This is a genomic window from Paenibacillus tengchongensis (genome assembly GCF_008973665.1).
Classification (GTDB): domain Bacteria; phylum Bacillota; class Bacilli; order Paenibacillales; family Paenibacillaceae; genus Paenibacillus_AQ; species Paenibacillus_AQ tengchongensis.
In genome coordinates this window covers 687,636-701,281 of the sequence record NZ_WACP01000001.1, presented here as the reverse complement: position 1 = coordinate 701,281, position 13,646 = coordinate 687,636, and the positions used below count along the sequence as shown (strand labels likewise).

The window sequence follows — 13,646 nt, the reverse complement described above, 5'->3', positions numbered from 1 at the left end:
GGAGAGGTGTCCGAGTTTGGCCGAAGGAGCACGATTGGAAATCGTGTAGGCGCCACAAGCGTCTCGAGGGTTCGAATCCCTCTCTCTCCGTAGCATTACTTCCCTGAATAGGGATGAGAACCCTCAGTGGTTCGTTGGAGCATAAGCTTCGTTAGGGATTACATCGCAATCTCGAACGAAGTGAGAGTATCCCTCTCTCTCCGCAGCAATGCCTTTTCTTGATGAAACATTAAAGCATGGCCCGTTGGTCAAGGGGTTAAGACACCTCCCTTTCACGGAGGTAACATGGGTTCGAATCCCATACGGGTCATATATGGAGGCTTAGCTCAGCTGGGAGAGCATCTGCCTTACAAGCAGAGGGTCGGGGGTTCGAACCCCTCAGCCTCCACCATAAATTTATTCCCCAAAGGTGAAGCATAAGCTTCATAGGTAAAACCGATTATGTGTCGGTGAGCAGGGGTATAAAAGAATATATCATACTGACGCGGGGTGGAGCAGCCCGGTAGCTCGTCGGGCTCATAACCCGAAGGCCGCAGGTTCAAATCCTGCCCCCGCAATTATCTCCACTTGCTGGAGAGAAGCTTTAAATCGCGGAACCGTGGTGTAGAGGCCTAACATGCCTGCCTGTCACGCAGGAGACCGCGGGTTCGAATCCCGTCGGTTCCGCCATCTATTTAGCTTCAGGGATGAGAATCTGGATAAGATTCCGGACAATTGCCAACACTAACTGATATTGGGGATTAGCCAAGCGGTAAGGCAACGGACTTTGACTCCGTCACTCATAGGTTCGAATCCTATATCCCCAGCCATTTTTACCTTGCAGGTAATCCTTGCGAGCCATTAGCTCAGTCGGTAGAGCACCTGACTTTTAATCAGGGTGTCGAAGGTTCGAGTCCTTCATGGCTCACCATTTTCTTAAGTGTTACGAAGTGTGCGCGTGTAGCGTCAATGGCAGACGCATTGAATTATAGGCAAGCGCACCATGATTAAGCGGACGTGGCTCAGCGGTAGAGCATCGCCTTGCCAAGGCGAGGGTCGCGGGTTCGATTCCCGTCGTCCGCTCCATATAGATTTTGCGCCCTTAGCTCAGCTGGATAGAGCGTTTGACTACGAATCAAAAGGTCGGGAGTTCGAATCTCTCAGGGCGCGCCATTTATATATACAGATAGTTACGGGATGTAGCTCAGCTTGGTAGAGCACCTGGTTTGGGACCAGGGGGTCGCATGTTCAAATCGTGTCATCCCGATACTTGTTTGCGGGTGTAGTTCAATGGTAGAACTTCAGCCTTCCAAGCTGATAGCGTGGGTTCGATTCCCATCACCCGCTTCACAGAGCCCTTGTCACTATGACAAGGGTTTTTTGCTGCGTTATTTGGAAGAGTTCCAGCCTGTTCTGTTCAAGGAAGGGACACAGCCAGCCGGCTTTTGATGCTGATATGATTGAAGCTGTAAACGGAATATACATCATGATCAGTATTAAGGAGCAAACAGAATGACAGACAAAGTAATTCGGATTCTTAACATTATTCATGCGGTGCAGTCCACACCCGGAATTACTGCCCCGGAGCTGGCTTTCCGCTGTGAGGTGAGTGTCAGGACGATCTACCGGGATCTGGAGATGATCAGCCGCTTTGCGCCGGTGATGAACCAGGGGAGAGGCACAGGATACCGGTTTCTGGGTAAATTCTTTATGTATCCGCTGGATTTCTCGGAACAGGAGGCCCTGGCTTTTTCCCTGCTGCCCTCCATTCTGAATCAGGATAAAATCCCTCAGGGGTTTCATACCGCCTATGATAAAGTTATGGGAAAGCATCTGATCGAAAGGTCCAGGCCGGACGGAATTCTGGAGAACATCGCTGATATTATACAGATGGGTAAACCGGCGTACCGTAAGGAAAGCCGTAATTTTCTGCAGCCGATTATCGCAGCGATTCTGGAACAGCGGAGCCTCCGGACCGTGTATCACTCGCAGTCACGCAATGCGACTACACAGCGGGAGATTGATCCCTATTATCTGATCCCGCGGGACCAGCGCTTTTATTTACTCGCGTATTGTCATTTGCAGCAGGATATCCGTACGTTCCGGATGAGCCGGTTTCAGCAGGTGGAAGTGCTCGATACGACGTTTACTAAGGGTAATTTCAATATCAAAGCTTATCTTAAAAATACATGGTCGATTGATCGCGGCCGCAAAAACACCAGATTCAAGGTCCGCTTCCAGCCCGAGGTGGCGCGCTATATTAAGGAGGAAGAGCTGTTCGTGCATCCGCGGATGACCGATGAGCCGGACGGCAGCCTGTTGTTCGAGGTGACGGTCAATAACAGCAAGGAGTTTACTAAATGGCTGATGCAGTACGGCCCTGACGCAGAGATCCTGGAACCGGCGTCGGCCAGAGCAGAATTAAAGGCTCAATTGGAGAAATGGGCCGGTATCTACCGGGAGCTGGCGTAAACGGGATTCATCCAATACATACATAATTAAATGCAAAAAAGCTCCGAATATACATTCGGAGCTTTTTGACTGCACAGATGTTTATACTTCCTGGGGCACCGGCAATCCCAGGCCTTCGGCAACCCGCCGGCCATAGTCCGGATCAGCCTTGAAGAAGTGGCCGATTTGACGGAGCTTGATTTCGTCCTTCTCGACAGGAGTCATGGAAGCTACGATGTTGCGGACCAGACGGGCCCGCTCTTCTTCGGACATCAGGCGGTAGAGATCTCCGGCTTGCGAGTAGTGGTCATTATGGTCGTAAGGCACGCTTTCGGCTAGACCGGATACAGCGAACGGTGTGGTGCGGTGTTCAGGAGATTCGGTTGCCCCGCCGAAGCTGTTAGGCTCGTAATACATCGACGCGCCTCCGTTGTTGCCGTAAGCCATGGCGCCGTCGCGCTGATGGTTGTTCACTTCCGCTTGCGGGCGGTTGATCGGCAGCTGGTTATGGTTCGCGCCGACACGGTAACGGTGGGCGTCGGCATAGGCGAACAGGCGGCCCTGCAGCATTTTATCGGGAGAAGCTTCAATGCCTGGAACGAAGGAGCCCGGGGAGAAGGTAGCCTGCTCGACTTCGGCAAAATAATTCTCCGGATTGCGGTCCAGCACCATACGGCCCACCTCAATCAGCGGGTAATCCTTCTGCGACCATACCTTGGTCACATCAAACGGATCATAACGGTAAGTGTTCGCATCGGCTTCCGGCATGATCTGCACGTACAGTCTCCAAGCCGGGAAATCACCCTTGTCGATGGCGTTGAACAAATCCTCGGTGTGGTAATCCGGGTTCTCACCGGCCATTTGCAGCGCGAGATCGACATCGAGATTCTGGATGCCTTGCTCTGTCTTGAAATGGTACTTGACCCAAACGGCCTGGCCTTCGGCATTCACCCATTTGAAGGTATGGCTGCCGAAGCCGTGCATATGACGGTAAGTCGCCGGAATACCACGGTCGGACATCAGGATGGTAACCTGGTGCAGCGACTCGGGAGAGAGGGACCAGAAATCCCATACGGCGTTCGGATTCTTCAGATGAGTCTGCGGATGACGCTTCTGGGTGTGAATGAAATCAGGAAATTTGATGGCGTCCCGGATGAAGAAGACCGGTGTATTGTTGCCGACCAGATCATAGTTGCCTTCCTCGGTGTAGAATTTCACGGCGAAGCCCCGCGGGTCGCGTACGGTATCCGAAGAGCCGAGCTCTCCGGCTACGGTCGAGAAACGGATGAACATCGGCGTGCGTTTGCCCACTTCGGACAAGAAGGCTGCTTTGGTATATTGGGAAACATCACGGGTGACTTCAAAATATCCATGAGCTCCTGCTCCCTTGGCGTGCACGACGCGCTCAGGCACACGCTCCCGGTTGAAATGCGCCAGCTTCTCCAGCAGATGAACATCCTGCAGCAAAGTAGGACCACGGTAACCGGCAGTCATTGAGTTTTGGTTGTCGCCTACAGGTGCGCCCCAGCTTGTTGTAAGTTTGTTGTGTTGACTCATGAATACATTCACCTCGTAATAGGATTTGAATTTAGAATTAGTATAAGTATTATAATAACGTAAATTATTTAAAAATCAATTCTTTTTTATAATTATTTTAGATTGTAAAATATGGAGGATAGGACGGGGGACTAAGAGGGGCCAATGTTTACGGCATCAAAAAGCTGAAGAAAATAAATACTCCCGTCCTGCTTGGACGGGAGTGCGGATGCACAGTGCCTGGGTGAAGGCGGCCGTTAGTTTTTGATATACATTTTGTTGTAGTACTCTTCCAGCATACGTTTGCTCGCGAACTCCTCACGGGTTGTCTCGATGCTCTTATGCATCATCTGCACCCATTTGTCACGGTTCTCATAATAAGTTGGCAGTACGCGGTTCAGCAGGGTATCATACAGTGCGTCGCTGTCATGCTTGTCGAGGACGGCAAAATCCGTTGTTTCAAAGCCATCGCCGATCTGCCAGCCGTTCTCACCGTCGATGCAGGCTTCCGGCCACCAGCCGTCGAGGATGGAGCAGTTCAGTACGCCGTTCATGGCGGCCTTCATACCGGAGGTGCCGCTTGCTTCCAGCGGTCTGCGCGGATTGTTGAGCCAGATATCCGAACCGCGGGTCAACTGGGCACCGATTGTCATGTCGTAGTTCTCCAGGAATACTACAGCCTTCGGATATTTCTTCATCATCGCTACGAGATTGCTGACAATCTTCTTGCCTGTATCGTCCAGCGGGTGGGCTTTGCCGGAGAAGACAATCTGAATCTTGCCGCTCTCCAGGTAGGGCTCAATGATCTCCGGCTGGGAGAAGATGAGGTCGCTGCGCTTGTAAGGAGCCGCCCGGCGGGAGAAGCCGATCAGCAGATTATCGGAATTCAGGGCAATTCCGGAGCGTTCTTCGATAAAGCCGATCAGTTCGTTCTTGATTTCCTGATGTGTCGCCCAGAGATCGCCGCCTTCTTCATAGGCGCGCGTAATCCGCTCATCCACCCAAGTAGGCGTATGAATGGCGTTGGTGATTCCGATGATCTCCGAGCGGCCGGCCACTTCTTTCCACATTTTGTTGGCGGTATCGGCATGCAGTGCCGCTACGCCGTTGGAGATGCGGGAGAGGCGCAGACCGGCTACCGTCATATTGAACGGCTCGCCGCCGATACGTTCCATTTGATCGCGGGTCAGGCCATTGAAGGCGCCCATGTATTCCAGACGGTCCAGCGGATGGGTTTCATTACCTTCTTTAATCGGGGTGTGGGTCGTGAATACAACCTCTTCACGGGTAGCCTTCCAGGCTTCTTCAAAGGTGCTGCCGCCGGACATTTTCTCGCGGATCAGCTCAACGGCGGCCAATGCAGCATGTCCCTCATTGAAGTGGTAGACATCAATTGGAATCTGCAGGGCGCGCATCGCTTTGACGCCGCCAATGCCGAGGACGATTTCCTGGGCAATCCGCTCTTCGCCGAACCAGCCGTACAGTTGGCCGGTAATCCAGGCGTCGCTGTTCTCAGGGATATCCGTATCCAGCAGGTAAAGCGGGTTATTGCCGAATTTGTCGGTCTTCCATACCTTACACACGACATCGGTCTTGCGGACCTTAACGGTAACTTTCACGCCGGTATCTTCAAGGAAATCATATACATAGTTGTGGTAAGAATCATAGGGTTTACCGTTCGCATCAATCTTCTGGTCGGTGTAGCCCTGCTTCCATTTCAGGCCGATCGGAATGATCGGGGCATTGATGTCCTTCGCGCCTTTAATGTAGTCACCGGCCAGGATGCCCAGGCCGCCGGCATACATTTTGAAGTCGGAATGAAGTCCGTACTCCATGCTGAAATAAGCTACTGACGGTAATTTGTTCTGGTTCACGTGATAAGCCTCCTAAATAAAATAAATTAGATAAAGCAGTCGAACTTGTAGGCTCATTCTAAGGTGCAAACGTTTGCTCAAAATGGCGAAAACGTCCCTGAAAACGATTGCACACTTATTCTAGCACACTTTTGACTAAAAAGTACAACGAAGATTTTGCAATAGCAAATTATTTTTTCTGGAGTGCGGATACGGGTTCTGAGCACAGAGCAGCGCCCGAAAATTCCGCTAACAGGTGCATGAACACAAACGCGGAGATAAGGAAGCGGAAAGGTTTGATAAAAAGGTTGCCAGGCCATAAGATAAAGAGGTGAGCCAAGCAACTGGGCGAAAGAGAATCCAAATGAAGACGGTGGTGTGAGGTTTGAGCATAGTGGTAATCGGCAGCTTGAATATGGATATGGTGGTGCGGACAGGCCGGATTCCCGAAGCCGGAGAGACACTCATCGGTCAAGAATTTGCACTGTCCCCGGGCGGAAAAGGCGCTAACCAGGCGGTAGCCGCGGCGCGGCTCGGCGCCAAGGTGGCGATGATCGGCAGTGTGGGCCGGGACAGCTTCGGAGCGGAGCTGCTGGAGATTATGTGCCAGGAAGGCATTGATACGCGCCATATTGCCAAGAGCGCTGCGCGGGCAACGGGCGTGGCTTCGATCATCGTAGACGGTGACGGTGAGAACCGGATTATTGTAGTTCCGGGAGCCAATACGGAATTACAGGCTAAAGATATGGAGCGGCTGGAAGAGGTCATCCGCGAGGCCGAAATGATTGTGCTGCAGCTGGAGACCGATCTGGGCATGTGCGAGGCCGCTGCAGCCATCGCGCACCGGCATGGTGTACCGGTGATCCTTAACCCTGCTCCGGCACAGGAGCTGAGCAGCGGGATGCTGGCCGCTGTGACTTACCTGACGCCGAATGAGACGGAGGCAGGCATCCTCAGCGGCATCGCGGTGGACAGCATGGACTCCGCTGAAGCGGCGGGACAGGCATTGCTCGCCAAAGGCGTACAGCACGTCATTATTACACTGGGCTCCAAAGGAGCGCTGATCGTGGATGCCGCAGGAAGCCGGCATGTGCCAGGCTTCCCCGTGCAGGCTGTGGATACGGTAGCTGCCGGGGATTCGTTCAATGGGGCAATGGCCAGTAAATTAGCGGCTGGCTCCAGTCTGGAAGAAGCCGTACGCTTCGGAAACGCCGTAGGGGCGCTTGCCGTCGGCAAGCGGGGGGCCATCCCCTCGCTGCCGCGTCTCGCTGAGGTCGAGCGTTTCCTGGAAGAGACGGAAGCGGCACAGTAGCGCAGGTAACTGAACTTGCACAAGGAGTGGGAGAAGTGAGCGGTATAGTTAAGGTCAAACAAGTAACCCTGGGTGAGGGGATGCCAAAAATATGCGTTTCGCTGCTCGGGGCAACCTTGGACGAGCTGGAACGGGAGGCTCTTGAGCTGGCGAATATCGCCCCGGATCTGGCGGAATGGCGGGCGGACTTCTATGCCGAATCCGGAAATCCGGCGGCGGTTAAGGAGGCGCTTAGCCTTATCCGCGGCATTCTGCCGGATATGCCGCTGATCTTTACCTTCCGCAGCGCGCGGGAGGGCGGGGAGCAGCCGATTGCCGCGGAAGACTACCTGGCGCTGAATCTGGCGGTCATTGAGAGTGGGCTGGCCGACATCGTCGATGTGGAGCTGTTCAACGAGGAAGCGCTGGTCAGAACGGCCGTTGACGCCGCCCATGCCCGCGGGCTGCTCGTGATTCTCTCCAACCACGATTTTGCCGGAACGCCGGCACAGGAGGAAATTGTCGCCCGGCTGCGCAGGGCGCAGGAGCTTGGCGGCGATCTGCCGAAGATCGCCGTGATGCCCAAGCGGCCAGAGGATGTGCTGACCCTGCTGGCCGCGACGAACGAGATGCGGGAGCGGTATGCGGACCGCCCGATCATCACGATTTCCATGGCCGGCGCCGGAGTAATCAGCCGGCTGGCCGGCGAGATCTTCGGCTCGGCCGTGACCTTCGGCGCCGCCGGCAGGCCCTCCGCGCCGGGCCAGGTGGCCGTCTCCGAGCTACGGCGGACGCTGGAGCTGCTGCACCGCAGCCAATAAGAGAAGCTGCAAGGGTAACCGGGCAGCTTCAACATCAATAGAGCGGGTGTTCCGGGCCGAAAGGCTGCCGGAGCACCCTTTTTATTGATAAGTTTCCGGGGGCCTGCAAACCGTTTGAATCAGCTTCAAGGCAGGGCTCCACTTTGTGGGGCTATTTGATTTGAACCGGCGCCATGTTATAGCCTACAATGGAGGCAGCTTATTGCGGCAACCGCACTTCGTGCGAGGAAAGGAGCAACGCCAATGACGGAATCCATTCTGGTCGTAGAGGACGAAGAGAGAATCGCCCGCCTGCTGCAGATCGAACTGGAATGCGAAGGATACCGCGTAATTACCGCAGGCAGCGGCCATGAGGGTCTGGAGCGGTACCAGAGTGAACAGCCCGATCTTCTTCTGCTGGATGTGATGCTTCCCGTATTCAGCGGCATTGAACTGCTGCGGCGTATCCGGGCGAATGATGCCCATACGCCTGTGCTGATGCTGACCGCCAAGGGCTCGGTGGAGGACAAAGTATCCGGCCTTGACCTGGGCGCCAATGACTATATTACGAAGCCGTTTCAGATTGAGGAGCTGCTGGCCCGTATCCGTGCGGCGCTGCGGCTGGCTTCCCACCGGAGCGCCAAGGAGACCGGCAGCTGGCTGAAGGCGGAGGATCTGGAGCTGAATGAAGCCACGCGGGAGGTGCTCCGTGCCGGTACGGCAGTGGAGCTGACGCCCAGGGAGTTCGATCTGCTGGTCTTTCTGCTGAAGAACAAACGCCAGGTGCTGAACCGGGAGCAGATCATGACGGCGGTCTGGGGCTACGATTATTACGGCGATACCAATGTGGTAGATGTATATATCCGTTATGTCCGCAAAAAAATTGCGCCTGCGGGCCAGCCTGAGCTGATCCATACCGTCCGGGGCGTCGGTTATGTCCTGAAGGACACGCCATGAGGCTGCGGACCAAAATCTATCTCTACTCCAGCGTGCTGTTCGCCGTGCTGCTGGTCCTGATCCATCTGTTCGTTTACTTCATGTTCAGCCGCCAGCTGACCGGCAGCCAGCTGGAGCAGGCAGAGGCCGAGACGGTCAAGATCGCCGCGGACCTGCGCCGCGCCGGCGGTGAAGTCGCCGCGCCGGAGCTGCTGCGGGCCTATGTGCCGGTGGAGGGCATGCTCCGCCTGCTGGGCGAAGGCGGAAGCGGGCCGGCGCCGGTGACCTCGGCTTCCGGGCAGGAGATCAGCCGGCTGGAACCGGTATACCATGCTGACAAACAGAGTAAGATTATCAAAGTCGAGGGCCGATCTTACGCATTCGTGTCCGTTCCGGTCATCTGGGTGGACGGAAGCGTCATGAACGTCCAGATGACCAAGAGCCTGGAGAGTATCATGGGTACGCTCCGGGTACTGCGGGTGGTGCTGGCGGGGACTGCCGCTCTGGCACTGATTCCGCTCCTGCTCTCCAGCCGGGTGTTATCGGGGCTGATGGTGCGCCCGATCGCGCAAATGACCGCCACAATGCGGGAGATCCGCAGCAGCGGTAAATTCAGAAGGCTTGAGCTGCAGGATTCGTCAAACGATGAGCTGGCCGAGATGGGACGCACGTTCAATGACATGATTGCGCTCCTGGAGAGCAATTATCAGAAGCAGGAGAAGTTCGTGTCCGATGCCTCCCATGAGCTGCGCACGCCGCTTACGGTCATTGAAAGCTATGCCAGCCTGCTCAAGCGACGCGGGCTCACCCATCCCGAATTATTCGCTGAATCGGTTGAAGCGATCCATTCCGAAGCGGTGCGGATGAAGGAGCTGACCGAGCAATTGCTGCTGCTGGCTAAGCAGCATGAACATTGGAATCTGTCGATGCAGGAAATCGACCTTGAGCAGCTGGCCCGCGCTTCGGCCAAGGTGTTCCGGGATGCCTACGGCCGCGAGGTCACGGTCCGGGCAAAAGGGCGGGTCCAAGGCTACAGCGATGAAGCGAAGCTGCGGCAGCTGCTGTTCATCTTCCTGGACAATGCCCGCAAATACAGCGATGAGGCAATTACCGTAACGCTAGAAGCCTCGGGCAGGGAGAGTCTTATTGTAGTCACCGACCGCGGCATCGGCATTCCGGCCGCAGAGCTGCCCAAGATATTCGACCGCTTCTACAGAGTGGATGAAGCCAGAGGAAGGCGGAGCGGCGGGGCCGGACTGGGGCTCTCCCTCGCGGCAGAGATTGCCGCAGCGATTGGCGCCAAGCTGGCGATCGAAAGCGTGGAAGGCGCCGGAACGTCGGCGATGATCCGGATCCCCGCCGAAGACAGAGGAGGGGAATAAGCATGAAGAAATCACGGCGCTTCAAGAATAAGTATGCTTCCCTCCTGATGCTGGCTGTCCTTCTTATTGCGGCCTATGCCGGGTACCGGTTATTCGCCGGGAAAGCTGCGCCGGGGCTGACTCCAGAGCAGGCGGAAGCGGCGGTGCTGCAGGCGTATCCGGGCAGCGTGGAGACGCTGACACTGCATTCCGGCCAGTATGTGGCGGAGCTTACGACTGCTCAGGGACGCTATGAGCTGAAGCTGGACCGTTCCAGCGGCGAGATTGTTTCCATTGTGCTGCTGGAGTCCACTGCGACAGCGGTACCGGCAGCAGAGCCTACGCCGCAGCCATCGGCACCGGGTACGGACACAACCGCTTCACCCACCGCCGGGCGGCTTGTGTCGGAGGAGGAAGCCGTAGAATTGGCGCTGCAGGCAGTGCCGGGTGAAGCCGATGATGTGGATACGGAAATCGACGGCACCGGCGTCTTTTACCTGGTGGAGATCAAGACAGCCGATGACCGGGAAGCGGTGGTCCAGGTGGATGCGATTTCCGGCAGCATCATGTCCGTAACCTGGGAGGATCATGAGGATGATCACTCCTGAGTTTTTTCTCATTAAATTCTAATGTTGCCGACCCCGTTCTCTCATTTAAGCGGTGTATATTAATGACATGGGAAGCACGCAGAATGAACTAAGGAGGCAGCAACATGATCAAGATGCAGAAGAAGCTTTGGGGAAGTTTGGCGGCGGCAGTGATTGTACTTGGGGGCGGATACGGGCTCAGTGAGGCTCAGGCAGCCAAAGCGGGCTCCACCGGAGCAGCGGTGCAGGACAAGGCACTGATCGGTATAGCCAAGGCGGAGGCCAATGCGCTGAAGGAAGCCAAGGGTATCGTCGTTAGCGTGGATCTGGAGAAGAAGCTCAGCGGAACGTATTATGACGTTGAGATCCGGAAGGATCACCAGGAGATCGAGGTGCGGCTGGATGCCTACACGGGCAAAACCGTAAAGGTACGCAAGGAAACCGACAAGGATGACGATGACTTCTACCGAGCCGGATCGCAGAATGGGACGTTGATCAGCGCAGGTCAAGCGGCGGCTGCCGCTGCAGCCTCGGCAAAGGGGACCGTTACCGAAGTCGATCTGGATGAGGATGACGGAATTCTCCTATATGAAGTGAAGATCAGAAACGGCAAGACGGAAACCGAAATCGGCGTCGACGCTTCCAGCGCGAAGATTCTGTACACCGATGTCGATCATGACGACGATGAGGATTGATAGGATATAAAAAGAGAGCGGGGCAACCGGGTAAACCGGGTGTCCCGCTTTTGGTTTGGCTAGTGCGGTACGGCAGGCTACTGCTTCGTACCCGTGTATACGTGCACAGCGTCCCGCAGAAACTCTGCCAGCCCGGGGCGGCGCTTGTCGTAATAAGCGGTGAAGCGTTCATCGTCCACGTACATTTGCGCGACTCCGGCATGGGCCTCCTTGGTATACGTATCCCAGTAGAACGTCAGCCACTGGCGGTGCAGCCCGGCGGCCTTCTGTGCCAGCTCGCTGGCGGAATCGCCTTCCTCCATCGCCTGCTCCAGCGCGGCGAACATCTCTGCCTCTATCTGCTGGATGGCGGCATATTGCTCTTCGGTCATATTTTGCAGCTTGGCGTTGGATGTCTCCACCGCCTCTTCTCCATACTTGGCCCGTGCTTCGTCTCCATATTTGCGTTCGTTATCATCGATCAGCTTCTGCTTAAAGCCTGCGAATTTCTCTTCATTGCTCATGGTTAGTCTCCCTTCCAGTTCAGCGAGCGTGTTCTCGACATTTGCGATCAGCAGCTCCAGTTGCTCCCGGCGCTGAAGCAGCTGGTGATGGTGGTCCCGCAGCGCCCGGGCTTCGTCGAAGGACGGTGAAGTCACAATCGCTTTGATCGCCTCCAGCCCCAGACCCAGTTCCCGGTAAAATAGAATTTGCTGCAGCCGGTTCACCTCAGCCTGCCCGTAGATCCGGTATCCGGAGGAATTGATTCTCGCCGGCTTGAGAAGTCCTACCTCGTCATAATACCGCAGAGTCCGCGTGCTGACGCCCGCCAAAGCCCCCAATTTCTGCACCGTGTATTCCATCTGCGTTTCCCCCCTATAGCCCCACAAAGTGAAGCCAAGCTCTGAAGCATATTCCGGGTACTTTGCGGGGACCCCGGTATGCAGCCCCGCAAAGTGAAGCCCAAGCGCTGAAGCATAATTCGGGTACTTTGCGGGGACCCCGAAATGCAGCCCCGCATAATGCCGTCTCGCCTACAAACCCACTCTACACCTTGACGTAACGGCAATGTCAAAGGTTTATTCACAGCAAAAAACGGCAATTTCCCCTATAGTATACCCATAGAGTAAATTGCCGTTTCGCCTTGATCGGCGAATGTTATTTCTTGGCCAGCTCGGCAGCGAAGTATGCCTGCAGCTCCGCGACCTTTCGCGGATCGGCCAGGGCGTTCTCGCCAGGGAAGTAGTGCTCGGCGACCAGTTCCCAGGTGGGCTCGACCTTTTGGGTGCGCATCGCTTTGATGGCGATTTTGACAGTCTTGCGCTCGCGGGCGTTGGAGAAGGTGTCTTTATAAAGCTGCGCACGCTCGAGATCAAGCTCAGCAAAGATAGCACGGAAGATTTCCGCGGTCATCTTCGCATCGTCCAGCGCACGGTGCGCCGAACCGGCCGGCTCGATCTCCAGCAGGGCAAGCGCTCCTTCGACACTGACATCATTTTTCAGCCCGCGGGCGCGCAGCAATCCCTTCAGCAGGTCGAAATAAGGGGTTTGCATCCAGTAGGACTCGTCCATTTTGTGCATGCGCAGATCCTGGATAATCCGCTTGAAGTCCTCGCCGCCCCAGGTCAGGAACAGCACTTCCTCTTCGCTTTGGCTGAGCCATTTCTGGAACTCGCGGATGACCTTGGGGAAGCGGCTGGCGACATCGATTTCTTCCTGGGGGATGCCGGTTTTCTTCTTAATAAACGAATTCAGGGTAGAGAAATAGATGGGTCTAATCAGTGAGGTGAACTCGTCCTTATATTGCAAGGAAGCGTCCAGACGGACAGCTCCAATCTCGATGACTTCCATCGGATGCTCGCTGGCGAATTTGCGGCCGTTGAACTCGATGTCCAGAATGATATATTCCACAGGTGATGCCTCCGTTATGAGTGACTGGCGTTCTCGCACATATGGTGCCGCGCCGACTTCTTTATTCTAACAAAAAAGCAGCGGAAAGGGTAACCGGCACGGGGATGAGCAGAGATGCGCAGTTTGCGCAAAGTGTGAAGCAAGAGGCTCTGGACAGAAGCTTGCCTATTCTTGAAGTGGACGGCAGCCTGTCGCTCGAACAGAACCTGGCACTGGTAGAACGGCATTTCGGGCTGCCGGCAGAATGAAATTAGGGAGGATGGTTTG

12 protein-coding genes and 11 tRNA genes are annotated in these 13,646 nt (G+C 55.4%); 19 read left to right on the top strand and 4 right to left on the bottom strand.

The window, feature by feature from the left end; translation table 11 throughout:
- From F1381_RS02890 to F1381_RS02835, 12 genes are all read left to right on the top strand, one after another.
- Positions 1–90 (top strand) — tRNA-Ser (locus F1381_RS02890).
- A 148-nt stretch (positions 91–238) separates the two neighbouring features.
- A tRNA-Glu gene (locus F1381_RS02885) sits at positions 239–310 on the top strand.
- A gap of 5 nt (positions 311–315) precedes the next feature.
- Positions 316–391: transfer RNA gene (locus tag F1381_RS02880), tRNA-Val, on the top strand.
- Positions 392–483: 92 nt separating this feature from the next.
- Positions 484–557 (top strand) — tRNA-Met (locus F1381_RS02875).
- 35 nt (positions 558–592) lie between these two features.
- Positions 593–669 (top strand) — tRNA-Asp (locus F1381_RS02870).
- A 65-nt stretch (positions 670–734) separates the two neighbouring features.
- Positions 735–809 (top strand) — tRNA-Gln (locus tag F1381_RS02865).
- Between the two features lie 25 nt (positions 810–834).
- Positions 835–910 (top strand) — tRNA-Lys (locus F1381_RS02860).
- Between the two features lie 80 nt (positions 911–990).
- Positions 991–1,065, top strand: a tRNA-Gly gene (locus F1381_RS02855).
- 10 nt (positions 1,066–1,075) lie between these two features.
- A tRNA-Arg gene (locus tag F1381_RS02850) sits at positions 1,076–1,152 on the top strand.
- Between the two features lie 20 nt (positions 1,153–1,172).
- Positions 1,173–1,246: transfer RNA gene (locus F1381_RS02845), tRNA-Pro, on the top strand.
- Positions 1,247–1,255: 9 nt separating this feature from the next.
- Positions 1,256–1,326 (top strand) — tRNA-Gly (locus F1381_RS02840).
- Between the two features lie 165 nt (positions 1,327–1,491).
- Positions 1,492–2,451, top strand: a complete 960-nt coding sequence (locus tag F1381_RS02835; RefSeq protein ID WP_151733295.1) for a helix-turn-helix transcriptional regulator — start codon at positions 1,492–1,494, stop codon at positions 2,449–2,451.
- Between the two features lie 81 nt (positions 2,452–2,532).
- On the opposite strand, the gene katA is transcribed toward F1381_RS02835, so the two are convergent.
- Both katA and glgP read right to left on the bottom strand, forming a co-directional pair.
- Entirely contained in the window at positions 2,533–3,987 is a 1,455-nt protein-coding gene (gene katA, locus F1381_RS02830) for a catalase KatA (RefSeq protein WP_151733294.1), read from the bottom strand.
- 236 nt (positions 3,988–4,223) lie between these two features.
- Positions 4,224–5,840, bottom strand: coding sequence for an alpha-glucan family phosphorylase (gene glgP, locus F1381_RS02825; protein WP_151733293.1), 1,617 nt, complete (start codon positions 5,838–5,840; stop codon positions 4,224–4,226).
- 373 nt (positions 5,841–6,213) lie between these two features.
- Here glgP and rbsK point away from each other — a divergent pair, with 373 nt between their 5' ends.
- The 6 genes from rbsK to F1381_RS02795 all read left to right on the top strand — a co-directional run bounded on the left by rbsK (position 6,214) and on the right by F1381_RS02795 (position 11,489).
- Positions 6,214–7,131 (top strand): ribokinase, encoded by a 918-nt coding sequence (rbsK, locus tag F1381_RS02820; protein ID WP_246187892.1) that lies wholly within the window; start codon positions 6,214–6,216, stop codon positions 7,129–7,131.
- Positions 7,132–7,166: 35 nt separating this feature from the next.
- Positions 7,167–7,931 (top strand): type I 3-dehydroquinate dehydratase, encoded by a 765-nt coding sequence (gene aroD, locus F1381_RS02815; RefSeq protein ID WP_151733291.1) that lies wholly within the window; start codon positions 7,167–7,169, stop codon positions 7,929–7,931.
- A 243-nt stretch (positions 7,932–8,174) separates the two neighbouring features.
- Positions 8,175–8,867 (top strand): response regulator transcription factor, encoded by a 693-nt coding sequence (locus tag F1381_RS02810; RefSeq protein ID WP_151733290.1) that lies wholly within the window; start codon positions 8,175–8,177, stop codon positions 8,865–8,867.
- Complete coding sequence (locus F1381_RS02805) at positions 8,864–10,228, top strand: sensor histidine kinase (RefSeq protein ID WP_151733289.1); 1,365 nt, start codon at positions 8,864–8,866, stop codon at positions 10,226–10,228. Before F1381_RS02810 ends, F1381_RS02805 begins: the two co-directional genes overlap by 4 nt.
- Before the next feature lie 2 nt (positions 10,229–10,230).
- Positions 10,231–10,815, top strand: a complete 585-nt coding sequence (locus F1381_RS02800) for a PepSY domain-containing protein (RefSeq protein ID WP_151733288.1) — start codon at positions 10,231–10,233, stop codon at positions 10,813–10,815.
- Positions 10,816–10,919: 104 nt separating this feature from the next.
- Positions 10,920–11,489 carry a PepSY domain-containing protein gene (locus F1381_RS02795; protein ID WP_151733287.1) on the top strand — a complete coding sequence of 190 codons (570 nt, stop codon included), beginning with the start codon at positions 10,920–10,922 and terminating at the stop codon, positions 11,487–11,489.
- A gap of 77 nt (positions 11,490–11,566) precedes the next feature.
- Here the strand turns inward: F1381_RS02795 and F1381_RS02790 are convergent, their stop codons facing one another.
- Positions 11,567–12,331, bottom strand: a complete 765-nt coding sequence (locus F1381_RS02790) for a MerR family transcriptional regulator (protein ID WP_151733286.1) — start codon at positions 12,329–12,331, stop codon at positions 11,567–11,569.
- Between the two features lie 295 nt (positions 12,332–12,626).
- On the bottom strand, positions 12,627–13,379 hold the full coding sequence (locus tag F1381_RS02785; RefSeq protein WP_151733285.1) for a 3'-5' exonuclease: 753 nt from the start codon (positions 13,377–13,379) through the stop codon (positions 12,627–12,629).
- A 104-nt stretch (positions 13,380–13,483) separates the two neighbouring features.
- Between F1381_RS02785 and F1381_RS28095 the strand changes: the two genes are divergently transcribed.
- The gene (locus F1381_RS28095; protein WP_187355160.1) at positions 13,484–13,627 is read left to right on the top strand and encodes a hypothetical protein; all 144 of its coding nucleotides are present in this window, start codon (positions 13,484–13,486) and stop codon (positions 13,625–13,627) included.
- Positions 13,628–13,646: the final 19 nt, after the last annotated feature.

Bases quoted from the DNA above. Each gene is read 5' to 3' on its own strand.
- F1381_RS02835 (WP_151733295.1), top strand. From the start codon at position 1,492: ATGACAGACAAAGTAATTCGGATTCTTAACATTATTCATGCGGTGCAG.
- katA (WP_151733294.1), bottom strand. From the start codon at position 3,987: ATGAGTCAACACAACAAACTTACAACAAGCTGGGGCGCACCTGTAGGC.
- F1381_RS02810 (WP_151733290.1), top strand. From the start codon at position 8,175: ATGACGGAATCCATTCTGGTCGTAGAGGACGAAGAGAGAATCGCCCGC.
- F1381_RS02805 (WP_151733289.1), top strand. From the start codon at position 8,864: ATGAGGCTGCGGACCAAAATCTATCTCTACTCCAGCGTGCTGTTCGCC.
- F1381_RS02800 (WP_151733288.1), top strand. From the start codon at position 10,231: ATGAAGAAATCACGGCGCTTCAAGAATAAGTATGCTTCCCTCCTGATG.
- F1381_RS02795 (WP_151733287.1), top strand. From the start codon at position 10,920: ATGATCAAGATGCAGAAGAAGCTTTGGGGAAGTTTGGCGGCGGCAGTG.
- F1381_RS02790 (WP_151733286.1), bottom strand. From the start codon at position 12,331: ATGGAATACACGGTGCAGAAATTGGGGGCTTTGGCGGGCGTCAGCACG.
- F1381_RS28095 (WP_187355160.1), top strand. From the start codon at position 13,484: ATGAGCAGAGATGCGCAGTTTGCGCAAAGTGTGAAGCAAGAGGCTCTG.